Origin of the sequence: Lacrimispora sp. (assembly GCF_031982545.1) — a bacterium.
GTDB lineage: Bacteria > Bacillota > Clostridia > Lachnospirales > Lachnospiraceae > Lacrimispora.
Map to the genome: position 1 here is coordinate 133,206 of NZ_DALYXB010000003.1, position 23,822 is coordinate 157,027.

General features: G+C 43.4%; 18 protein-coding genes. 1 reads left to right on the forward strand and 17 read right to left on the reverse strand.

All coding sequences use genetic code 11. The features are described 5' to 3' along the window. Positions 1–152: 152 nt before the first annotated feature. Positions 153–1,013 carry a diaminopimelate epimerase gene (dapF, locus tag ABS301_RS06575; RefSeq protein WP_349671458.1) on the reverse strand — a complete coding sequence of 287 codons (861 nt, stop codon included), beginning with the start codon at positions 1,011–1,013 and terminating at the stop codon, positions 153–155. Beyond that, a complete protein-coding gene (locus ABS301_RS06580) occupies positions 1,010–2,035 on the reverse strand; it encodes a D-alanine--D-alanine ligase family protein (RefSeq protein ID WP_349671459.1) in 1,026 nt (341 codons plus the stop codon). The genes dapF and ABS301_RS06580 overlap by 4 nt, the downstream gene beginning before the upstream one ends. A 137-nt stretch (positions 2,036–2,172) precedes the next feature. Here ABS301_RS06580 and ABS301_RS06585 point away from each other — a divergent pair, with 137 nt between their 5' ends. Further along, complete coding sequence (locus ABS301_RS06585) at positions 2,173–3,027, forward strand: helix-turn-helix transcriptional regulator (RefSeq protein WP_349671460.1); 855 nt, start codon at positions 2,173–2,175, stop codon at positions 3,025–3,027. A gap of 79 nt (positions 3,028–3,106) precedes the next feature. Here the strand turns inward: ABS301_RS06585 and ABS301_RS06590 are convergent, their stop codons facing one another. The 15 genes from ABS301_RS06590 to ABS301_RS06660 form a co-directional block, all read right to left on the reverse strand. Continuing rightward, entirely contained in the window at positions 3,107–4,399 is a 1,293-nt protein-coding gene (locus ABS301_RS06590) for an O-antigen polymerase (RefSeq protein ID WP_349671461.1), read from the reverse strand. 101 nt (positions 4,400–4,500) lie between these two features. Then, positions 4,501–6,216, reverse strand: coding sequence for a phosphoenolpyruvate--protein phosphotransferase (gene ptsP, locus ABS301_RS06595; RefSeq protein ID WP_349671462.1), 1,716 nt, complete (start codon positions 6,214–6,216; stop codon positions 4,501–4,503). Positions 6,217–6,250: 34 nt separating this feature from the next. Continuing rightward, positions 6,251–6,514 carry an HPr family phosphocarrier protein gene (locus tag ABS301_RS06600; RefSeq protein ID WP_104436934.1) on the reverse strand — a complete coding sequence of 88 codons (264 nt, stop codon included), beginning with the start codon at positions 6,512–6,514 and terminating at the stop codon, positions 6,251–6,253. A 46-nt stretch (positions 6,515–6,560) separates the two neighbouring features. Beyond that, the gene (locus ABS301_RS06605; protein WP_349671463.1) at positions 6,561–7,865 is read right to left on the reverse strand and encodes a CdaR family protein; all 1,305 of its coding nucleotides are present in this window, start codon (positions 7,863–7,865) and stop codon (positions 6,561–6,563) included. Beyond that, the gene (gene cdaA, locus ABS301_RS06610) at positions 7,843–8,715 is read right to left on the reverse strand and encodes a diadenylate cyclase CdaA (RefSeq protein WP_104436936.1); all 873 of its coding nucleotides are present in this window, start codon (positions 8,713–8,715) and stop codon (positions 7,843–7,845) included. Before cdaA ends, ABS301_RS06605 begins: the two co-directional genes overlap by 23 nt. A gap of 26 nt (positions 8,716–8,741) precedes the next feature. Next, the gene (locus tag ABS301_RS06615) at positions 8,742–9,689 is read right to left on the reverse strand and encodes an ABC transporter permease (RefSeq protein ID WP_349671464.1); all 948 of its coding nucleotides are present in this window, start codon (positions 9,687–9,689) and stop codon (positions 8,742–8,744) included. Then, entirely contained in the window at positions 9,686–10,114 is a 429-nt protein-coding gene (locus ABS301_RS06620; protein ID WP_349671465.1) for a hypothetical protein, read from the reverse strand. Before ABS301_RS06620 ends, ABS301_RS06615 begins: the two co-directional genes overlap by 4 nt. 120 nt (positions 10,115–10,234) lie before the next feature. Beyond that, positions 10,235–11,446: an ABC transporter permease gene (locus tag ABS301_RS06625; protein ID WP_349671466.1), complete on the reverse strand. Its 1,212-nt coding sequence runs from the start codon at positions 11,444–11,446 to the stop codon at positions 10,235–10,237. A gap of 9 nt (positions 11,447–11,455) precedes the next feature. Continuing rightward, positions 11,456–12,664: an ABC transporter permease gene (locus ABS301_RS06630; RefSeq protein ID WP_349671467.1), complete on the reverse strand. Its 1,209-nt coding sequence runs from the start codon at positions 12,662–12,664 to the stop codon at positions 11,456–11,458. After that, positions 12,658–13,467 (reverse strand): ABC transporter ATP-binding protein, encoded by an 810-nt coding sequence (locus ABS301_RS06635; RefSeq protein ID WP_349671468.1) that lies wholly within the window; start codon positions 13,465–13,467, stop codon positions 12,658–12,660. The genes ABS301_RS06630 and ABS301_RS06635 overlap by 7 nt, the downstream gene beginning before the upstream one ends. A 12-nt stretch (positions 13,468–13,479) precedes the next feature. Further along, positions 13,480–14,826 carry an efflux RND transporter periplasmic adaptor subunit gene (locus ABS301_RS06640; protein WP_502877954.1) on the reverse strand — a complete coding sequence of 449 codons (1,347 nt, stop codon included), beginning with the start codon at positions 14,824–14,826 and terminating at the stop codon, positions 13,480–13,482. A 192-nt stretch (positions 14,827–15,018) separates the two neighbouring features. After that, entirely contained in the window at positions 15,019–15,294 is a 276-nt protein-coding gene (locus ABS301_RS06645; RefSeq protein ID WP_349671470.1) for a hypothetical protein, read from the reverse strand. Further along, positions 15,291–16,856: an ABC transporter permease/substrate-binding protein gene (locus ABS301_RS06650; RefSeq protein WP_349671471.1), complete on the reverse strand. Its 1,566-nt coding sequence runs from the start codon at positions 16,854–16,856 to the stop codon at positions 15,291–15,293. Before ABS301_RS06650 ends, ABS301_RS06645 begins: the two co-directional genes overlap by 4 nt. Further along, on the reverse strand, positions 16,857–17,990 hold the full coding sequence (locus ABS301_RS06655; protein ID WP_349671472.1) for an ABC transporter ATP-binding protein: 1,134 nt from the start codon (positions 17,988–17,990) through the stop codon (positions 16,857–16,859). A 127-nt stretch (positions 17,991–18,117) separates the two neighbouring features. Further along, positions 18,118–23,766 (reverse strand): S-layer homology domain-containing protein, encoded by a 5,649-nt coding sequence (locus ABS301_RS06660; protein WP_349671473.1) that lies wholly within the window; start codon positions 23,764–23,766, stop codon positions 18,118–18,120. Positions 23,767–23,822: the final 56 nt, after the last annotated feature.

The window sequence follows — 23,822 nt, forward strand, 5'->3', positions numbered from 1 at the left end:
TAATTTTAATTCCAGGGTTTAATATACAAGAAATTTTTCTTATTTTATTAATAAATATTTTTATGGAATAACAAAAAGCATGACAGCCACGAAAGCTGTCAGTTTTTCTCAGACGGCTTCCCGGGACGGCTGTCATGCCTAAATGTTTCTTTTTACTGAAGTGCCTTCACTTGTTCTGCAAATTCATGAGACAGGGTAAATCTGCCTACATAACCCACTTCTCCTGTCATCAGAACACTATAATCTTCCTTGATTTCCACTTCCAGAACCCCGCCTGGCATATGCACATACATCTTTGGATCTGTCAGTCCCATACGGTATGCGGCTCCCGCTGCTGCGCAGCCACTGGTTCCGGAGGCAAGGGTATAACCAGCTCCTCTTTCATAGATCTCAATCTCAATATTGGTGCGGTCCAGTACCTTTAAAAGCTGGGTATTGATCCGTTCCGGAAAATACTCGGCATTTTCAGAATGTTTCCCGATCCGGCATACCAGATCCTTTGATATATCATTTAACCAGATTACACAGTGGGGATTTCCGATGCTTACACAGGTAACGCGGTAAGGGATGCTGCCAAACAGCATGGTTTCATTTAAAACCTCTCTTCTTGGGCCTGTAACAGGTATTTCATCACTGTAAAAGCTAAGTTTGCCCATGGAAACTTTAATCTTGGTTCCCTCTTCATTTAGATACTGTATGGTCTGCTCACCGCTTAAGGTGTTGATTACAAACTTATTTTTCTGGACATAACCGGCATCCTTTAAATATTTTCCGAATATCCGTACACCGTTTCCGCTTAACTCCGCTTCACTTCCATCGGGATTTAATATTTTTACTTCCAGCTTATCCTGCCCCATGATGGGTCCAACTAACAGCCCGTCTGAGCCCACACCGAAGTTCCGGTCACAGATCAGCCGGATATTCTCCTTTGTCAGTTTGCATTCATTTTTATTGGGATCAAAAATAAGATAATCATTTCCAAGACCATGATATTTTTCCAAAGTTATATTCATTCTAATGCCCCTTTCCCATGTCTGACAATTAAGTCACACAGTTCCTGATAAGAGATTCCTGCAGCGTTTGCTTCCTGGGGAAGTAAGCTGTAAGGTGTCATTCCCGGTAATGTATTTGCTTCCAGACAGTAAATACTGCCATCCTGTTCCATCATAAAATCCACTCTGGAGTAATAACCAAGTGAAAGTGCCTTATGTACTTTTACAGCCAGATCAGCCAGTTGATCCGCTTCTTCTTTTGAAAGGCTGGCAGGACAGATCTCCTCTGTCTTACCCGGCTGGTATTTGTTCTCATAATCATAAAAACCGCTTATGGGCTTAATCTCAATAGCCGGAAGTGCTGTTCCTCCAAGTATGCCGACTGAAAATTCCCTGCCGGTAACTTTCGCCTCGGCAAGCACCGTGTTTTCACAGGAAAATGCAGTCTCAAGTGCCTTCTTCCACTGCCCTTCCTCTTCCACCATGGTTACTCCCACGCTGGATCCGCATCCGCATGGTTTTACAACACAGGGAAATGTAAAAGGCTCTGTATCGGCTCCTTTTTCATAAAGTCTCCATTCAGGAGTAGGAATATTCTCCTCCCGCATGAAAAGCTTAGCCAGATGCTTATCCATGGCTTTAAAGCAGCCCTCGAATCCGGTTCCCGTATAAGGAATCCCAAATCCGTCAAGAATTGCCTGAATCTGGCCGTTCTCTCCTGCTCCTCCATGAAGTGCCAGAAAAACCATCTCCGACTCCATACATGCTTCCATCACCCGGTTTCCCATAATTCCATGTAGGCTGCCCCTCCGTTTCACATGTTCTAAATCGGGAGCGCTTTCGCCAATGTGACTGGAAAATTCCATGCCATCTTTTAAACGGGTAAACCGGATTTCTTCTCCGTCCGGAATTCCCAGATAAGAATCTATCAAACATACTTCATGCCCCTGCTCCATCAGCGCATTTGTAATCATGGCTCCTGAGGATAAGGACACTTCCCGTTCCGGGCTGTATCCGCCCGCCAAAACTGCTATTTTCATCATTCATTCCTTTTCATTCCAGTATTTGATTGATACTATCTATTATAAACAGCACTTTCCAGCATTTCTATTAATATAATGCTTTATATATTGCAAATAGTGTTGTATTATAAAACGGAAGGGAGGTGTCACCTGCCAAAATGAATAACTATGAAAAACGGGGATATCTAAACAGCAATTTTAAGCTGTTCCACCTTATGGACGAAGGTAAGCAGAACTATGATTACCATTATCATGATTTTGATAAAATTATTATTTTTATCCAGGGTTCTGTAACCTACCGGATTGAGGGCTGCGCCTATTCTCTGGAACCATATGACATCATTCTGGTAAGTCATAATGACATACACCGGCCGGATATAGCAGCACACATTCCTTACGAACGAATCATTGTCTATCTTTCACCCGGATTTTTAGACGCATACCAGTCAGATGACTATGATTTAAGCGCCTGTTTTCAGAAATCCAGAGAGCTCCATTCTCATGTACTGAGAATCCACTCCATGGAAAAGAGCAGTCTGTACCGGACATTAACCAATTTAGAATATGCCTGCACCCATGACGGCTATGCGAAAGATTTATACTGCCAGGTCGTCTTTCTTGAATTTATGATTCAGTTAAACCGTGCCTCTCTGACAAACAGAGTCCAGTATCTGCCACCGTCTACCGGAGATGCCAGGATCTTAAGTATCATGGATCACATTAACAGCCACCTGACAGAAGACATGACTGTGGATTTAATCGCAGAATCATTTTTTATCAGCCGCTATCATCTGATGCATCTTTTTAAAGAAGAGACAGGCTATACCCTCTTTGATTATATTACGGAAAAGCGCCTTCTGCTGGCAAGAGAACGCTTAAGAACCGGCAGCTCTGTTACCGATGTATGTTTTTCCTGTGGATTTAAAAATTACTCTACATTCTCCAGAGCTTACAAGAATAAGTTTCACATCTCACCATCAGAGACCATAAAAGAGGATACCATTTTATTATAATATAACTGCCAGACATAAAACATGCGCATGAATCCGGTCATTTGCCAGATCCATGCGCATTTTCATGTGAGTATTCTTTTTATTCATGCCTTCCGTTATTCTTCCAGGAACAAAACACATACAGTGCACCAGTCAGTGCGAGATAAAACCAGGTTGCAGGGTTACTGTACCAGGTTGTAAAAAATGACAGAATTAAATACATGGCGAACTGGGCATAAAACAGATAGCCAATCGGATTTCTTACCCGCTTTACAATCCGCATCAGGAAAAATGCCACGGCTCCCAGGATACAGCTGAACAAGATGACTCCCACGATGCCAAAATCATAAAAGGAATCGTAAAAAAGAGTCACTGTAGTCAGTTCTTCTTTGGTCACATAAATAGGAAAATCCACCAAAGCAGGTACCAGGAATTTTAATCCGGAAAGCGCCCATAGGGGAAACAGCATTCTAAGTCCAAAGGTATGGGAAGGAAGCCATTCCACCAGGCAGTTAAAATTCTCATAGTTATTGGCAATATACATATACGGCTGTGTGATGAAAATAGGCATCTGACTGAATTTCATCTGAAAAATACCGTTTAAGTAGGTAACATCATGACCTCTTGCTATGGTAAGAATCACATAAATAGGAATCATTCCAAGCAAAAGCCCCACTCCGTATATAATCTTCAGCCTGTGCTCCATGGCAATATAGGTAAGAATCGCCAGACCTACAGCCAGGATCAGCTGAAAACGGGAAACACATAAAACCGGAATCGCACAGGCAATTAAATCCATCAGCACTGTAAGAACCAGCCTGAATCCGTTTCGTCCCTGCTCAATACTGAAATACAGCACAGAAAGAGCCGGTACCAGAACGCAGGACACAGTAAAATAATGAATTCCCGTAATATGAAATGTGGAATAGGCATGAGGCATTCCCTTAATGAAAAATGGGATAAATCCCAGTACAGCCGCCTCTATTAAAAACGCACCAAGGGACAGTACCGTGGTCAGCAGCATAGCCAGAAACAGAGGTTTTTCGTATCCTTTAAAACTAAACCAGCTGGAACGCTGTCCTCCTGCAGAGCCCTGTGTTCTGACCATGAATTCGAAGGTTATATAAAAACCTAAGTATGCCATCAGAAAACAAAGCCATGTAATGATACTCCAATCAGAAGAAAGCTCAGAAAACTTTAAGCAGGCAACGCCCTCTCCGCCAACCCAGAACAAGGAAAACAATCCCCGTAAATGAATGATATTCTCCGTTCTCCTGTAATCGTACCAGTAGAGAAAGAGTGCCGCAAGCATGAGGATTAAACCGGAAAGCCAATAATAACCGGCTCTTGCAAATAGATAAGATGCTGCATAACTGATCAGATAAACGCTCATCGTAACATATCCCCTTTAGTAAATAATCGCCTTTTCACCTTTTTTCGGAAAAAATGCAGCCGCCTTAACGGCAACAGCTGCATTCTTTCCCATTCATTCCATTAGGAACGGCTAATAAAATCTTTCATATAATCTTCTACTTCTTTTACAGTAACAAAAGTCATGGCCTGTTCAGCAACTTCCTTAAGCTCCTGTGTGCTGTATCCGGTAATCAGCTTTCTTGCATTTAAAATAGCAGAAGCACTCATACTGAACTCATTTAAGCCAAATGCCAGAAGAAGGGGGATCAGCATGGGATCGCTTGCAGCTTCCCCACACATTCCTACCATAATTCCTTCTTTTCTTCCGCACTCAATTACATGGCGAATGCTTCTTAAAACTGCCGGATTAAGTGGTGAGTAAAGGTAGGATACCTTGTCATTACCACGGTCTACAGACATGGTGTACTGTGTCAGATCGTTGGTTCCGATACTGAAGAAATCAACTTCTTTAGCAAATAAATCTGCCATCAGCGAAGCTGCCGCTGTTTCCACCATGATTCCAACCTGAATATCTTTTTTATATGAAATGGATGCCTCATCCAGTTCTTTCTTAATCTCTTCGATCAAAGCCTTTGCTTCCCGATATTCCTCAAGACAGGTTACCATAGGCACCATGATGCGGATATTACCAAATGCGCTGGCTCTTAAAAGTGCCCGAAGCTGTGGACGGTAAACATCATCCTTGCGGTCCAGACAGAAACGAATCGCACGATATCCAAGAAATGGATTCTCATCCTTTTCCAGCCCCATATACGGGATCTCTTTGTCTCCGCCGATATCCAGAGTACGGATGATAACCGGCTTGCCGTTCATGGCTGACGCTACCTTGCGGTATGCTTCAAACTGTTCCTCTTCGGTAGGCATGCTGGTCCGGTCCATAAAAAGGAACTCTGTCCGGAACAGGCCAACGCCTTCTCCGTCATACTGAAGAACCTTATCCACATCTTCCGGTTTTCCAATGTTGGCAACCAGTTCAATGGTCACTCCATCTTTTGTCACAGTTGGTTTTCCAATGTACTGTTCCAGTTCTTTCTTTTCCTTTAAGAATACATCTCTTTTTGCGGTGTACTCTTCTCTTACTGACTGATCCGGGTCTGCAAATACCACTCCCTCTGATCCATCTAATATTAGTTCTGTACCGTCTTTAATCTGGCTCATGATGCCATCTATTGCAACAACGGCCGGAATCTCCAGGGCTCTTGCAAGAATCGCACTGTGTGATGTCTTTCCACCCAGTTCTGTCACAATTCCAGTTACATTGGAAGGATTAATTCCAGCTGTCATGGAGGGTGTTAAATCTCTGGCCACAATCACACTTCCTGCCGGAAGAGCTCCGATATCCACGGAACTGACTCCCAGTAATATCTTTTGCATACGGGTCTTGATATCCCTCATATCGGTAGCACGCTGCTGCATCAGTTCGTCTCCCATGGAGGCAAACATATCCGCATACGTATTGCATACAGTCTCAATTGCAAATTCGCTGTTAACCATCTCCCCGGAAATGGAAGTTTCAATTTCACCTACCAGCATGGGATCTGAAAGCAGCAGAAGATGTCCGTTAAGAATCTCCGCCTCCTTTTCTCCCACTCTTGTGGCAAGATCCTTTGCCAGAGCGTCTGTATCCTCCATCGCCTGGTTTACAGCCCTCTGAAAGCGGGCTTTTTCCGCATCCACATCTGTAATTGTGTCTTTTTTAATCTTCAGTTCTGTCTCTTCTACGATAACGGCTTTCCCAATTCCGATTCCCGCAGATGCGCTTGTTCCTTTAAACATAAAATCCTCCTTATTAATTAAAAAATGATATAATCTATTCGCCAAGGCCCCCCTCAACAGCCTTGATCATGGTAGCCAGAGCTTCCTCTTCATCTGCTCCCTCACAGACAAAGGTAATCTCATCGCCGCTTTTTACGCAGGCTCCCAACACGCTGAGTACACTCTTTGCATTGGCAGTGGTGTTCTTAAAACGAAAACTTACCACTGAATTAAAGTTCATGGCTTCCCTACAAAGAATCCCTGCCGGTCTTAAGTGCAGACCGGTAGGATTCTTTATAACAACTTTAGCACTGACCATACTGAATTCCTCCAACTTTTCTTCATAATGCCTCGAAAGGCCCTTTTTACTGCGACGCACTTTCTGATGTGCTTGACACAGTGGTTTCCTGCGTCTGTGCAGGTCCCGTGTGCTCCATGGCTACCGTTACATTAAAAGGCGTGTAAACGGTAATCTCAAACCCCTCCGCAATTTCAAAATGAAGCTGTCCGGGATATGTGCCTGGATTTAAATCGGAGACTTCAAGCACTGCATTTAAATTTTCTTCTTTCAATGCATCCAAGTCTTCTTTGAGCCCCTTTACAGTAACATCACAGGTCTGTTTATCAAAACTATAGCTGTAATCCGCAGACATGCCCTTTTTATCAAGTTCATTCAGCTGAAGGGTAAATACTCGGGTGGTCAGCGGCTCCACCTTCAGCTTAACGGATACATCTTTATATTTATCACCTGCAAGGGTGGTATTCGGCGGCAGATACTGACTTAAATCCAGCTGTACCACTTTATCCTTTGTGGCACCGTCAATATTAAGTTTATCAGAAGATACTGCAATGGACGTAAGTGAGGCAAGCACCGATTTGGTTCCTACCACTGAAACAGACTTTACCTCTGTCTCAAGTCCTGTATAACGGTATCCTTTGGCAACCTGACCCGTAACCTCATAATTAAGAGGGAGTTCCTTTGCCTTTAACATCTGGACATAATAATCAATCTCCGGTTTATTAACAGTCACTTTATTTGCCAGATCCAGCTTATTGCCATTTGCATCATAAAAAAGAGGCGTCCCTGAGGAGCTGAAATCCGAACTCACATTATTGTTAATCTTGATCTCCACTCCCATGTGATTAATCAGTCCAATTACCGATTCTGGTCCTTCCACCGTCACATTATCCGGTACCAGATTAATGGTTCCAGGTCTGTAACCCTCTTTCCCTGTTCCAATGGTATCCACCTGCAAATCAAACTTTTTGGTCTGCAGCTGTTCCGCTTTAATCCGGATCACCATGGGTTTTGCCGTAATGGTATCACTTTTTACCAGACTTTCTTTATCTTTATTGATCTCAACTGTAATAGGAATTGCACCAGTTACATTATAATCCTTTAAATCAACGTATGCATGAAAGTCTGATGCTTTTACCAGGGAACGGTCTCTGGTTCTCACCTGATAGCTGACTGCCACAACATCCTTGCCATCAATTTCATAGGTTAAGTTCGCCGCCTTTAAAGCTTCCTCATTACGGACTTCCACCGGAACAAGCTGGGAGTCGTTAATGACCGGGTTTGATATATTCACCACTGCCATCCACACTCCAAGTGCAAGAACCAGCGACGCAACTTTCAGTCCAAGGTTATTTAACAGCTTTTCCTTCATTCTTACGCCTTCCCTTCAATATCCTGAACCTGCTTCCTTCCTCTCCTGCCTGCTTGACTCCTGCCAGAATGGTTCTCAGCATATCTGCATCTGCTATCCGCTTTAATCCTCCCTCTAACGCAACCGTTACCCGTCCGGTTTCCTCAGAAACCACGATGGTCAGGCTGTCACTGACTTCACTGACTCCAACCGCTGCCCTGTGTCTGGTTCCCAGATCCTTACTGATGGTCATGTTATCAGACAGGGGAAGATAACAGGTCGCTGCTGCTACCCGGTTCCCCCGGACAACTACAGCACCGTCATGAAGAGGGGTATTATGTTCGAAGATGTTAATAAGAAGCTGGCTGCTGACAACTCCGCCCACTTCGATTCCAGTCCGTTCAATCTCTTTTAAGGAATCGCCGCGTTCGATTACAATCAGGGCTCCTGTCTTAACTTTCGCCATCTCAAAGGTGGCTTTCACCAGTTCATTAATGGTCTTATCAGTAAATCCGGAATTGTCTCTTCCATCGTCAAATGTAAGAATTCCGGTAAATGGATTCTTGCTTCCCAGCTGTTCAAGCGCCTTGCGAAGTTCCGGCTGGAAGATCACAATTACCATGGTTACTGCCGGAGCAGCAATCTTATTAAGTATCCAGAAAATATTATCCAAACGGAAAACGTATGCAAAGACATAGAAAACAAAGATTACTATGATCCCTTTTAACAGGGTCCAGGCTCTTGTATTCATAATCCAGGTCAGAAGCTCATACAGCAAAACAGCTATGATAATAATCTCAACCAGATTCGTCTTTGAAATTCTGGGAAGGAATGATACCCAGGAATACATCTTATCTAAAAAATTTGCCATGTGATCCACCTCCCTTTTTGTTCTTCTTACCTTTGCGGTCTCTGGAGCTTTCTGGCATTTATTTTTTGAACTTTTACATCAGGGGTGCTGACTGTCAGCTTCGGAACCGCCTTGACATAATAATAATAGTCATCATCTTCAAACTGTACGTACTCCGTACGGGTATAATCCACTGTAAAAATGAAAAATGTATAAATCCCAGCCAATATAAGGGAAACAAACACTCCTCCAAAGAGCCCAAGTACCGATACCGACACATCCGCAGTGATATCCCCGATGAAAATAACACTAAGCTGTGCAATTGTACCGGCAATGATCGCCACTACCCAGGAATAATCCATAGACAGCCCTTTGATTATCACCACAATTAACAGTGCCAAAACAAAAGCAAGCACCATAATTAACATCAGTTTATTGGCCAGCAGGCTTTTCATCAGCTGCATGAACTTCTGCATCTCATCCGTGGATAAATCATTGGTTAAAACTCCTGCATTCTGTTTTACATACAGAAGAGTAAAATAGATAAAAACACCGCACCCCACCGGAATTACGGAAACAATCCCTCCGGATAGCCCTACAATCAGGGGAATTGCATAGGGTATCTTTAACAAGAAAAATACGGGTGTCAATACCAGAAGATAACTGTCTCCCGGCTGGAAGCCATAATACAAAAGACCAACCACCAGTATAAACACAGCCATAACCAGAGTAACCTCCAGTGAAATACCTGATAAATGGGCGAGCATAAAGCTGGCTGCCACAAAAGAAATGGCTCCATAAGGCAGAAATGAGCAGACTAAAGCCAGAACCAGTGGTATCAACGGTTCTGTCAGCTTCGTCATAAATCCAATATTCTTGTTCATCAAAGAAAATGCCAGGAAACTGAATATAAACTTGATAACAGGAGTGATATAGATTCCATACCTTGCATAAAACTCTTTCAGTCGTTCTCTTAACACAAGAAGGCCCATCATGATGTACGCCCTCCTTTTATTCTTTTTATTGATCTGGTGTTTCCATCATAGCGCTTGTCCAGTCTCTTTAATTTTGCCAGATAAACCTTCATTCCCCGGCTTGCATATTCGTAACGCTTCATATATATATAGATGCTGATCCCAAGATATACCGCAAGACCGGCAGCATAAATGATACCAATTCTGATTCCCGTTCCTGTCAGGCTCTTTAAATCCATGGTATTCAGCCACCGCTCCATGTAATAAAGTCCCCATAAAAGAAGGCAGGATAAAAAACTAAAGGTGTAGCTGAAAAAGGAGCGGAACAGCTTGCTGCTGACATAGTCACTTTTGAAGTACCGGTTAATCGGAAATATTCTCTTACCTTCCTGTTTCTCAAACATCGCGAGATTAGTCATGATTTTAATTTTTTCTTCACTCAGCATATAGTCTCCTCACTATACCATAAGATATCACCCTATTATAGCATAGAACCTTTTACTTTGCGAGCCTTTAAGGAATTTTTTATTTTTCAGAAAAAAAACGCAGCATGCCTGCTGCGCTTTTTACTCATATCGTAAGGCCTCTATGGGATCTTTCCCCGCCGCTTTGGATGCCGGGTAAATTCCAAAAAACACACCCACCAGCGCAGAAAATCCAACCGCAATAATAATTACCATTGGTTTGATGACTACTGTCATTCCAAGAAGCGTACCTCCAAGAAAAACAAGTCCTGCTCCCGTTATAACTCCGATGATTCCCCCCATTGCAGAAAGTATGGCCGATTCAGTGAGAAACTGAACCATAACATCCCAGGTTTTTGCTCCAAGAGCCTTTCTGATTCCGATTTCCCGGGTTCGCTCTGTAACAGAAACCAGCATAATATTCATGATTCCGATTCCACCTACCAGAAGGGAAATTGCTGCAATCCCTCCTACGGCTGCAGACAGACCACCCATAATCTGGTCCGCGCTTCCCATTTCGCTGGACACGGAGTAAAAGGTAACATCCTCTCTCTTTCTGTTTTTGCTCTTGGCTATATACTGAGAGAAACGGTCAGAAAAAGCTTTCATATCAGTCCCTTCTTTTGCATAAAGCCTGATATTGTAAATCGTATCATTGGGCCATACCAGTATAGACTCAGGCAGATAACCTTCTTTATTCTCACTCGAACCGTTAACCATAGCAAGAAATGGATTTTCTTCCTTGCGGTAAACTCCTACCACATCATAATCATCCGTATCTCCATAAATGGTCGTCCGAAAAGATTTTCCTACGGCATTCTCTGTACCAAACAGCTCTTTCGCCCCTTTTGCTTCCAGAACAACGTGATTTTTTCTGCCTTTTATATCTCCCTCATTTAAATTCCTGCCGTATATGATGTTAATCTTATGAACATCGGGATAATTGGAGTCTATCCCCTCCAACGCGAATTTTACCTTGTTTCTGCCAAAAACAGCTTCCACATTTTGCTGCGAACTACTGTCTATATAAGTGATCTCATCTTTGTAAACTTCCCTGATGCGGTCAATATCATCCACACTGAAATAATCGCTTTCTCTCATATCACTGCCGTCAGAGGGCCAGATGTAAACATAAGCCAGGGTTGTTCCCACATCTTTATAGATATCAGAAATCATAAACCGCATGGTATCACCAATGGATACAATGGCAATTACCGATCCGATTCCAATGATAATCCCAAGCATGGTAAGAAGAGATCTCATTTTGTTCGCTTTTATGGCATGAACCGCCATCATCATATTTTCAAACAGCATGCTTCCCTCCTATTCATACCTCAATGCCTCGATTGGATCTGCCTTCGCAGCCTTGGAAGCCGGGTAAATTCCGAAAAATATACCCACCAGCCCGGAAAATCCCACTGCCATAACAACCACGGATGGTCTTACAATTACGGTTGTTTTTAAAACCGCTCCTCCAATCATCACAATCGCCACACCAAGAATGATACCAATCACACCACCACATGCCGACATCAGTGCCGATTCCGTCAAAAACTGAATCATGATATCCCTGGTTCTGGCACCAAGTGCTTTCCGGATTCCAATTTCTCTGGTTCGCTCAGTTACCGACACCATCATGATGTTCATGATCCCGATTCCCCCTACTAAAAGAGAGATGGCTGCAATTCCTCCTACCGCTGCAGACATGGCTGAAAGCTTGGAATCCACGCTTCCCATCTGATCTACAACAGACATCACACGGATATCTGAATCTTTACGGCCTTTTGTCTTTGCAATATATCTGACAATCTCAGGCTGAAATTCTTTCATGTTCACTCCGTCACGAACATAAAAATTCAGCACCTGAAACCTGTCACCTTTTGGGCTTACCACAGTGTCGGGGATAAATCCGGCCTGCTTCTGCCCATTATTAAGCAGCATGGCAGCCATAGGCGATAAGTCTTTGTGATACACTCCCACCACGGTAAATTCCTGGGTGTTCTTATTAACAGTCATGCGGAACGTACGTCCTACGCAGTCAGCCGTTCCAAAGAGCTCCACTGCCCCCTTATCTTCCAGGACCACATGATTTGCCGCTTTTTTTACATCTGCTTCATTGATAAACCTGCCATATATAATATTCTGGGGCTGAACGTCCGTATAATTATAATCCACTCCCTGAAATTCGTATTTCACCTTTTTTAAGCCGTTTATCGCTTCTGAATCTGCGCTGGAGTTGGTGTCAATATACGAAATCTTATCATGAAAGACCTCTTTCACCCGTTCCAACTCATCCCGGTCAAAATAATCGGAATAACGGAAATCGGTCACTTCCCATGATACCAGAATCATGGCCCGGTTAAGCCCTACATCTTTATACGCATCCGTAAAAACATTTCTCATGCTGTCTCCAACAGACACAATGGCAATCACTGCGCCGATACCGATAATGATGCCCAGCATAGTGAGAAATGAACGCATCTTATTGGATTTAATGGCGTGTAACGCCATACTCATATTTTCTCTCAGCATAATGCATCCCCACTCTGATACTCTGGCTCTTCCGGCTCTTCCGGCTCTTCTTTCTCCCGCTTTGATACCGGAATATTGGTTGTATCACTGACCAGGCTTCCATCCCGGAAACGGATGATCCGATTGGTAAACGCGGCAATATCTTCTTCGTGAGTAACCAATACTACCGTTGCTCCCTCGTTATGCAGCTTGGAAAACAATTCCATGATTTCCACTGATGAAGCCGAGTCTAAATTACCGGTGGGTTCATCTGCAAGTATCAGAGGCGGCTCGTTAGCCAGCGCTCTGGCGATTGCAACCCTCTGTCTCTGACCTCCGGACAATTCATTGGGCATATGTTCGTATCTGGTTCCCAGACCTACCCGTTCCAAAAGTTCAAGCGCTCTTTTTTCTCTCGCTTTTTTAGAAATGTGGGCATAGGTCATGGGAAGCTCCACATTCTTTAACGCCGATGTTCTGGATATTAAGTTAAAGGACTGAAAGACAAATCCGATTTTACGATTTCTGATAGCAGATAAATCATCAGACGGCAGATCCGCTGTATCTATGCCATCCAGAAAATAATGTCCCATGGTCGGACGGTCCAGACAGCCAAGTATATTCATCAGTGTTGATTTTCCTGAACCTGACTGCCCCATGATGGCGACAAACTCGCCCCGCTTTATTGTTAAGTTTACCCGCTTTAATCCCAGAACCTTAATGGAACCGGTATCATAGATCTTTACCATATCAACCAGTTTAATCAGGTCTTCGCTGACATTCTGGGTGATATAGTCAGGTATCACTTCTTTCTTTTTCCACATATAACATCCTCCCTATTGCTGAGACGGAAGCACGTGTACCGTCATTCCATCTGTAATCATGGGGGATGGAGCTTCAATCAGCTGCAGACCTTCTGTTAAGGCACCCTCTTCGTCCGGAATAATCTCCGCTTCAATATCGCTTTCTACACCGGTCTTTACTGGTATGTATTTTACTGTGTTATTAACAACGGAGGCTACTGCCATAGTTCCATCGGGATTCTGAATAAGCGCCGAAATAGGAACTACCCATGCTTCTTCTGCTTTTTGCAGTTCTATTTTGGCCTTTGCCGTAATTCCCGCAATCAGCTTCGTATTCTGATCAATGATACGAATCGTAGTTGGGATGACACGTTCTGTGGAACCGCCTCCCTTTTCTTCTCCAGTCGGGGAAATATCAGTTACCTCTCCATTTACTGTATCACCATTTAAGATGTCTGCGTTAATCGCTACCGGCTGCCCTACTTTCACCTTGCCGATGGAATATTCACTTACGTTAATTTTCATCTCAAGGACATCCAGGTTATTAATGATAAACATGGGCTTATCATCATCGGTTTTATCCGCAAAACGGCCCACCTTGCAATTTACCCTTACTACAGTTCCTGCAATAGGACTGGTTACTTTTGTATTCTCCAGTGCTTCTTTTTTCTGTTCCAGCTCAAATGCTTCTTTTTCAATCTGCAGAGAATAGGATTCATTGGCCACCGGTTTCCCATCCTTAATCGTATAGGTGGTAAGCTCCCTGGCCGCATCATTCATGGTATTGGTAGCAGTCTCCAACTCAACTCCTGTAGCACTTCCACCCTGATAAAGAAGGAGAGTTCTGTTGTAATTTGCTTTTGCAGTCTCAAACTCCTGCTTTGCCTTGGCATAGCCGTTTTCTGCTTCCAGCTGTTTATCTTTATATGTACTGACAGCAAGATCATAAGCATTCTGGGCTATATCCACTCCTTTTTTCGCGTCCTTATCATCAAGAGTGGCCAACAGCTGCCCCTTCTCTACCTTGTCACCCTCTTTTACCTTTAGTTCCAGGATCTCAGCATGTAAATTGGAAACCACCTCCACACTGTCCGTACCCTGTACCGGACCACTGACGGAAAGAACTTCCGTAACTTCACCTTTTTTTAATGGTGTTGCTGTAACTGGCATAACCGCACTTTTTCCGCCCGCCACACTTCTAAAGGCAATAAAAAGGAACACTACAGTAACTGCAGAGCCCACAATAATTTTCTTTTTTCTGCTCCATTTTTTCTTAAAAAGCTTTTTCTTCTTTTTACCCCCATGCTCCTCAGTCATCAGATGCTCCAATTCTTTTTCAAAGTCATCATCGGCCATAGGACCGGCTTGCGCCGCTTGCATCTCTTCTTCTATTTTCTTCCTGAAAAATTTCACGCTCGTTCCCTCCATATCGCTTTCTGTCTCTATCCTATTATAGCGAGGTGTTATAATTAATTAAATATAAAAATTCTTATAAATTTCTAAATTTTTCCAAATAAATCGTAAAAACTGCTGTAAGAACGTATTTTCCTTACAGCAGTCTCCTGATAACCATTATAATTTTAAAATTTTTATCATCTTTTTAAGAAAAAGAACTGTAACAATCAGAAAAAGCATTCCAACTCCCTGATAAAGATAAGGGATTGAAAAAAAGCTTAATGTCCATAAAAGAAAAAGAAGAAATGCATCTGTCCTTAAATACGTTCCAAACGCATCACTGATCCATACTTCCTTTTGTGTCAGTTCCTTCTCTCCGGCAATCAGCCGGCATATACCGGGGCTGCAAAAACACTGGGAAAGAATAAAGAACAACACATAAGAAAAAATCATGATACCAGCCCGTTTTCTCTTAAGAAATCTCCCGCCACCTTTTCCGGGGTCTGCTGCAGTTCATCCACTTTGTAGTTCAGTTCCACCATGACTTCGTCAGTGAGTAACTCCCCCAGTTCTTCTAACAATCCCGGTAATTCCGGACACTCGTTCAGCGCTTCTTCCCTTACTACTGGCATGGCAAAGTAAGGAGGGAAAAAGTGTTTGTCATCAGTCAGTGTCTTTAACTGAAATTTCTTTAAGAGTCCGTCCGTGGCAAATGCATCCACCACATCCACCTCTCCACCAGCCAGTGCCGTATAACGGGGTGAACCGTCAATGGTAAGTTTATTACCCATTTTAAATCCATAAGCATTTTCTATTCCAGTCAGTCCGTCTTCTCTGTTGGAAAACTCAAACGTAGTGCCAGAAGTCATATTACCTGCTATCCTGGATAAATCACTGACTGTCCCGATTCCATATTTATTAGCAGTTTCCTGGCTGACTGCAAGTACATAAGTATTGTTAAACTGCATCTGTTTTAAAACAGCCAGATCAAAACGCTCTCCATATTCCTTTTTTACGGTTTCATAAACCTTCTCCATATCACTGATTGGCGGATATTTTAACATATCTGTATATGCGGTTCCGCTATATTCAATATAAAGATCAATATCTCCGCTCTTTAGCGCACCTGCACAAACCTGAGTACCACCCAGGCTCAGCCTGCGGTTTACTTTTATATCAGTTCTTGCCTCTACTAAATCCGCCACCAGATTTCCCAATATTTCCTGTTCCGTAAAATCCTTAGAGCCAATGGAAATGGTCCTGCCCTCCTGATTGCCCGTACCGATTGAAGTAAATAAAAATACGGCTGCAAGCAGAACTGCCGCTGCACCAAGGCCGGCTTTCTGAACGGTTCTTTTCTTTATTTTCTCTGCTCTGTCTCCCTTTTGCAGACTGATGGGGGTAACCAGTTTTTCAACCAGTCCGATGATAAAGTCAACCGTTAAAGCAAGCATACAAGCCGGAATGGCACCTGCTAAAATCTGGTTGTTATTCACTGTCCTGATTCCGGAAAATACCAGATAACCCAGTCCGCCCGCTCCGATAAATGCAGCCATGGTCATAAGTCCTACTGCCGTGACAGATGCAATTCTGACTCCTGCCATAATTACCGGAAGTGCAAGAGGGATCTGAACCTTTGTCAGAACCTGTAAGGGCGTTAAGCCAATTCCTCTGGCTGCTTCAATTGTCTGTGGATTTAAATTTTCGATACCTGTATAGGTGTTTTTTATGATGGGAAGCAGAGAATAAAGAACAACCGCAACAATTGCGGGAACGGTACCAATACCAAGCAGCGGAATCATAAATCCCAGCAATGCCATACTTGGAATGGCCTGAATAATATTAGCTGCTGTCAGCACTGGTTTATTGGCTTTTGATGCATAGGAGATTAATATTCCAAGAGGCACACCAATTAATATTGCAAGTCCTACAGAAATTGCTGTCAGCTTCACATGTTCAATGAGCAAGGTTATGATCTGCGGGTAACTGTCTCCAATATAAGTCCAAAAATTCATTTACGCATCTCCTCCTTCATACTCAAAATATTGCTGACTTAAAGTGGTCACCAGACTGCTTTTTGTAATCAGACCTTTTAAACGCCTGCTTTCATCCACAACCGGGACGGCAGATACTTTATAATCGGTAACAATCTTCAAGGCATCCAGTATATTCTCATCTGGCTGCAGTACTTTAAAATCCTGGGTCATATATTCTTTTGCCTGTTTTGACTTATCTTCCACACTTCTTAACACCCTGGCTTTTACAATACCTTCCAGGCACCGGCTTTCCCTGTCAATAATCAACAGTGTGTCTACTTTATTCTGACGCATCTTATCAATACATTTTAATATAGAAAGATCTTTTCCTGCTGTAACCGGCTGTTCAATCATAATATCGGATACCCTGATAAATTCCGGAGATGACCAGATTCTGTTTTTACCCACAAAGTTTGATACAAATTCATCCGATGGATTATTTAAAATATTCTCTGGTGTATCATATTGTAAAATGTCTCCGTCCTTCATAATACAGATCATGTCGGCAATTTTAATGGCCTCATCCATATCATGTGTAACAAAAATGATTGTTTTTTTCAGCTTGCTCTGAAGCAGCACCAGTTCATCCTGTAAATCGGAACGGGTCATGGGATCCAATGCGGAAAACGGTTCATCCATGAGAATAATATCCGGGTCTGTAGCGAAGGCTCTGGCTACCCCCACACGCTGCTGCTGTCCTCCACTGAGCTCCGTAGGATACCGGTCTAAAAACTCACTGCAATCCAGCCCGACCATCTGCATCAATCTTTTTGTATTCTCTTCCCTGTCCTTTAACGGCATCTTTTCAAGCCTGGGGATCAGCTCTATGTTCTCTCTTATGGTCATATGGGGAAAAAGTCCTGTCTGCTGTATGACATAGCCGATTCTTCTTCTCAAGGTAACTTCATCTATGGCAGCAGTGTCTTTGCCGTCAATACAAATCGTTCCGGAGGTAGGTTTTATCAGGCGGTTTATCATTTTTAAAAGCGTTGTCTTTCCACAGCCGCTCTCTCCAATAATTGCCACCAGGCTTCCTTTTTGTACAGTAAAGGTAATATCATCGAGAACCTTTTTTGCTTTATACTGTTTTGAAATATTCTCAAACTTTATCATCAATTACTCTCCTTTCTTGTTTAGTGACAACTTATATTATATGTTAAAGTTGTTACTTTGTCAAATCGCAAAATAAAGCCGCAGGATTTGATACGCTTCCTGCGGCCTTATTTTCATATGGTTTTATTTATTTTCTTACACCCTTTTCATCCACTTCATAGTCATCTACTTTCGTACTTCTGGCCAGGGAACCGTCGGCATTAAAGTAGTACCATTTTCCCTGGATTTCAATCCAGCGGCCGGATACCAGGATGCTATTGCCGTCGAAGAAATACGTTACATCATTAATGGTCTGCCAGTCGGTGACGGCTTTTCCTTCTCTGTAGAACAGGTACTGACCACTGTCATTTTTCGCCCATTTTTCGGCAGTGGATGGATCAATGGTCAGTTTGATGTAGCGGTGAAGCATAGCGGAAATCTCAGCGCGGCTTGCATTGGCTTTTGGATTGAAGCTGTTTCCTTCTTTTGACAGGATAACACCTGCCTTCTGCATGGCTGCCACTGCTTCCTGATATCCACCCTGAATCTTTGCTGCATCAGTAAAGACTACGGTATTGCGGACCTGGGGAAGCTTATATTCTGTTGCTTTCGCATAATTTGCCAGGATGTCAGCTGCCTCTTCACGGGATAATGTCTGATCTGACGCAACCTGGCTGTTTTCCCAGTTTACTAAAACCCCTTTTTCTTTCGCCCACTGAATATATGGGCTGTATTCGCTGTCTGCCATTCCATCTTTTGAATAAGCATTTGGATCAATGTCCGCCAGTTTTCCAAGAGCTTTTGCCAGTACTTTCAGAGTAATGGCATTTTCCGGAGAAAATTCGGTTTGGGATATACCGTTGATCAGGCCTCTGCCGACTACATAATCAATGGAATCCTTGGCCCAATGGCTGCTGGTATCTCCTAATTTTGCTGCCGGGGTTTCATAACCCAATCCATATACAGAAAAATGGTTTGTGGTAAAAATTACGCTTCTGCTGTTTCTGTCATAAGCAGAACCTTTCACACGGGCTGGATTTCCCTGCTCATCCACATAAACTGCATACAGTCCTCCAATTGCTTCCTCCGATGATGGAGTATAGGGAATACTTACGAAAACAGAACCAGTACCAAAGTTAGAAACATGTTTTGTTCCGCTTTCATAGCTTGCCTTTAAATCATAGACAGGACGTGTGCCAATCTGGCTTCTTGCCGCTCCGCTAAGTGTGGAGGGCTCCACCTTTTTTGCCGTAAGCTGTACATCTGCATTGGCCTGGCGATTGATTTCCGTGACTGCCGCCAGATTAATTCCGATTGTGATATCCGGCCGGTCAATCATCATTTCTACGCTGGAAATCTTATTACTTATTACCTGCTGCTGTATGTTCTTCGGTAAGTTTACTGTCACAGCAGAGGCGTCCATACCGCCTGTAGATACCTGGAGGGCTACTTTAATGTCTCCTGCATTCACACCTTTTTTAGCTGCGTTTGCCCTGGCGTTAGCGATTGCATCCGTAATATTTTTGTCAGTAACGCTTACGGCTGCATTTCCATTGTTGTCAACTGTTGCCGTACTCTGGGCCGCTCCTGTAACTGCCTGAGTAGGGATAGAGGAAGAACCGCCTGTGGATGAATCACCGGACCCGCTGCCGGAATTCCCCCCTGTGTTTCCACCTGTATTTCCGCCTGTGTTTCCGCCGTTACTCGTGCCTGGCTGTCCGATTGTTACAGTCAGAGAATCAGCACTGGCGAGAAACAGTTCAGTTTCTGCAAAACGTACCACATAGGAACCAGCGGACAGACCGGAGATTTCTCCGCTTTCATTGGAGGTTACCTCTTTGTATGATCCGTTGTCTTTCTTATACTCATATCTGGTATTGGGGATCAGTCCTGTGATCTTACCGTCATTTCCGCCATTTTCGGTGGTATTTGTCACATCAGGCTTTGCTGGAGCGTTTGCCTTCGTGCCTTTGTTAACCGTAAGGACACCAAATACTTTCTGACCAGCTGCATGAGTCTGTGTTTTTTCTGTTGTAAGACTGATGCGAATGGTTCCTGCTTTGCTAACCGTAAGTATATTTCCTGAAATGGTACCAGCTCCAGTACTTTCTTCCTCAATGGCATAAATCCGGTTTCCTGCATTCTTATCTACGGTAAATAATGAGGCAATTTGTGAGAGATCTATGGTTGTTCCGCTGAAAGAAACAGATGCTTTTCCCCCCACATTTTTAATCGCTGTTTTTCTGCTGATTTTAAGATCTGTTGCAATGATATCATCTGCAAAAACATAATTAACACTTGTATTGCCGTTATTTCTTACAATTGCCGGTTCCGTGAATTCTCCTTCCACCTTCTGAAGAATATTCATTCCATCGTCCGTAATTCCATATCTTGCATAAATTGCAGTGGCAATTCCATCAAGACCGCTGACGGAACTGCTTTTGGCGCAGATAGTTCCGTCTGTAATTTCAATACCACTTTCTGATGCAATACCAACGCTTATCATATAAGCATCTCCCGCAATGGAAGTGATTTCACCACCGCTGAAATAAAGAATACCAAGTGCATAGATACCTGCACTATACGTTCCGATGGTATCTCCTGCTGTAATCTGAAGTCTTCCTGTACTTCCAGCCATTTCCATATCTCCGCTGCCATAGATACCTGTGAAGTTAGAATCACTATTTTTATCTGAAACACTTATATAATTGTCGCTGCCATCAGCCAGTAAAACTCTTGTCCCCGCAGGAAGTTTAATCCCGATCTCATCGGAACTGATTAAATTAATACCATCTAATAAAAGTCCACCTTGGGAACGAAACCATTTCCAGCCTTCTGAAGTATCATCGATGTCGCTTTCTCTGGGATTCTTACTTACCAGTTCTCCATTTAAGTTGCGGTACCAGACGAGGTCTGCTGTTAAGTCCAGCATGTTACTTCGAAGCCCTGCCTGTTCAATTTTGAACCTGGCGTCGTCATTCCTTGCAACAGTTAATGCCTGTGCACTTGCCAGCTTATTGGCCGGAATAATAATACTCATGGTTTCATATGATTTCCGGGTTGGATTACCGGAAAAAGCGATGCTTACTTGTCCGTCGGAATAAATATTTTCTATCTTTGCAATAATTCCTTCTGGAAGATTCTGGAACCAGCCAGATACATTCTCATCCTCATGTAAATTGGGAAATACTTCATTTTCCAGAGTGATGGTGATGGAATTATTTCCTGAGAGTGCAGTTCCAGTCATACCAGAGACGATCTGACTGCTCACCGAAGCGGATTTAACCGGCGGAGATACGGTAAATCTCAGATCGTTTGCTGTGCCTTTTTCATACACATATTGACGACCATTAATATGTTTACTCACTGCTTCTGTATATTCATCGCCTTTTTTTTGTAATATGGTGAGCTCCTCATCGGGACATTTTGTGTTAAAATATGCAGCTGAACTGCCGCCGGCAGAACCTGACTTCGCGTAAAGTGTTCCCCCTGTCATATTCAAAGTATTAACTCTGATACCGTAACTTGCGTCATTTGACAGAGCCGAAGCCGTTATTGTTCCATCTTCAATTGTCAGAGCTGTACAATATAAGCCAACACCTCTCGAGGTCGGGGGGACAATCGCAGAAAGTTCACCAGATCCTTTTACAGTTAATTTTCCTTTTCCATATACAGTAATCCCGGAAGACGATATGAGATTGTCGCTTCCATCTGCCAGTACTATGGTTGTATCATCTGGTATTATAAGGCCGCTTCCCGACATATCAACTGTCTCAATTGTAACATCATCTAATACAAGTGTGTTTTTTGGATAACCTGCCGCGGTATTTTCTTTCAGATACCAGGTCCACCCCTCTCCCGTATGAATGATATCATTGTCGAGTGGAGATGCACTGGCTTCTTCTCCCAGTTCATTTATATAGTATACTACATCTTTAGTCAAATCCAACACACCGAAACGAGCGTGTAAACCAGTAATGCTAAACTTTGCGTTACTATTGGTTTTTACGGATAATGCCTCTCCAAGAGTCAGATAATCAGCAGGGATTACAATAGCCATTGCTTCATTTGACAGCACAATGGGAGTACCGGAAAATGTAACGGTAACACTATTGTCAGATGCGCTCTCCACTTTTGCGTTAAGTCCAATTGGCAGATCACTGAACCAGTCAGATACATCCTTGCCCTCTTCTAAGTGAGTAAAGGATTCGTTTAAAACTGAGATAGTGACCGTTTGATTTCCCGAAAGCGGCTTTCCCCCTCTGCCAGATACTATCTTATCAGAAATGGTAGCTGCTGCTTTTGGCTGTGAAGGCGTACCTTGCACAATTAGAACCTCGGTAATTGCAGTGTCGCCATTATAGATAAACGTATTCCATCTCTCATCCCATGTGGCTTCTATGGTGTATTCACCCATTGTATCCCTCTGGTAAACAATAATTCCCGAATTTCCACTCTCTGTTAACAGAGGGAAATTAACGTTCATTTTACTGTTGTTAAACCTGATTAATACTTTTGCATCTTCCAGAGTAAAATCTGAGGATGCATTGATTCCCACGCTTCCATTACTGTCCTCAGTACCGGCAGTAACATATAAATCGCCCTTTCCGCCGATTTTGAGAGAAGGCGCATAGATACAAGTGTTTGTTTCTTCAGGAGCAGTATAGGTATTATTTATAAAACTGCTGCTGTTATCGGAAAGCATAATGGTGGAGCCTTCCGGCAGATTGATACTCACAGGATCCTCATTTACATCAAAGCTTACATTGTCCAGTAAAAGTGTCTTTTCCGGATAACCCTTATCCGGATCCCCGTTCAAGTACCAATCCCAGCCCTCTCCCGTACCAATAATATCTGAACTGGTGGGGTCGGCAATAAGTGAATCTTCCTTAGTAATTTGGTATGAAACCAAATCCACAGTAAGATCCAGTTTTTGGGTACGCTTAAGAGGATTGGTTCTTGCTCCGCGAAGCATCATGCCCACATCACCGACAGTTACAGTTATGACCGGCAATTCCACACCGTATGCCAGCGTATACTCTTTTGAAAGCGTTGGTTCAAAGACGTATTCTCCTGCCTCTTCTCCGTCATACTCCGGATCAGAACTCCATGTTACCGGAATGGATATTATACTTTCTTCCACCTGGCTTTCCCGGAAGTCTGTTGTATTCATATTACTGACATTGAATAAACCGACACTGGCAACCCGAAATGTATTGTTGCTGGTTTCTTCCAGATCTTCCGGCTCCTGCTGGGTCTCCGTCTCCTGAGATGTCTCCAGTTCCTGCTGGGTTTCCAGTTCCTGCTGGGTTTCCGGCTCCTGCTGGGTCTCCGGCTCCTGCTGCGTCTCCGGTTCCTGCTGCGTCTCAGTCTCCTGCTGGGTCTCTGGCTCCTGCTGGGTCTCTGGCTCCTGCTGCGTCTCTGGCTCCTGCTGCGTCTCTGGCTCCTGCTGCGTCTCTGGCTCCTGCTGGGTCTCTGGCTCCTGCTGGGTCTCTGGCTCTATGGTATTACCATCCTCTGGCATTCCATTGGTTGGATCTACAGCCGGACTGTCAACAATTGTCTCCGTTGCAATGACTGCTGACAATCGGTTTGGCAGATTCAGCTCGCTAAGCGTTGTACCAATCGGTACTGACTGAGATTGTTTCTCGTCTTCCAGCGGTTCAAATGCGGTTATTTCCATTCCGAGATCCGACGGCAGAATATTCGCTGATGCTGGAAACGGCATTGCCCCCAACGCCACAACCATTGACAATACCATAGCCAAAGAGCGTTTTAAAGGTTCGTGTTTTTTCATAAGCTTTCCTCCTAATGTATTGATGTTGTATTTCCTGCCCGAGCCTTTCAACAGTT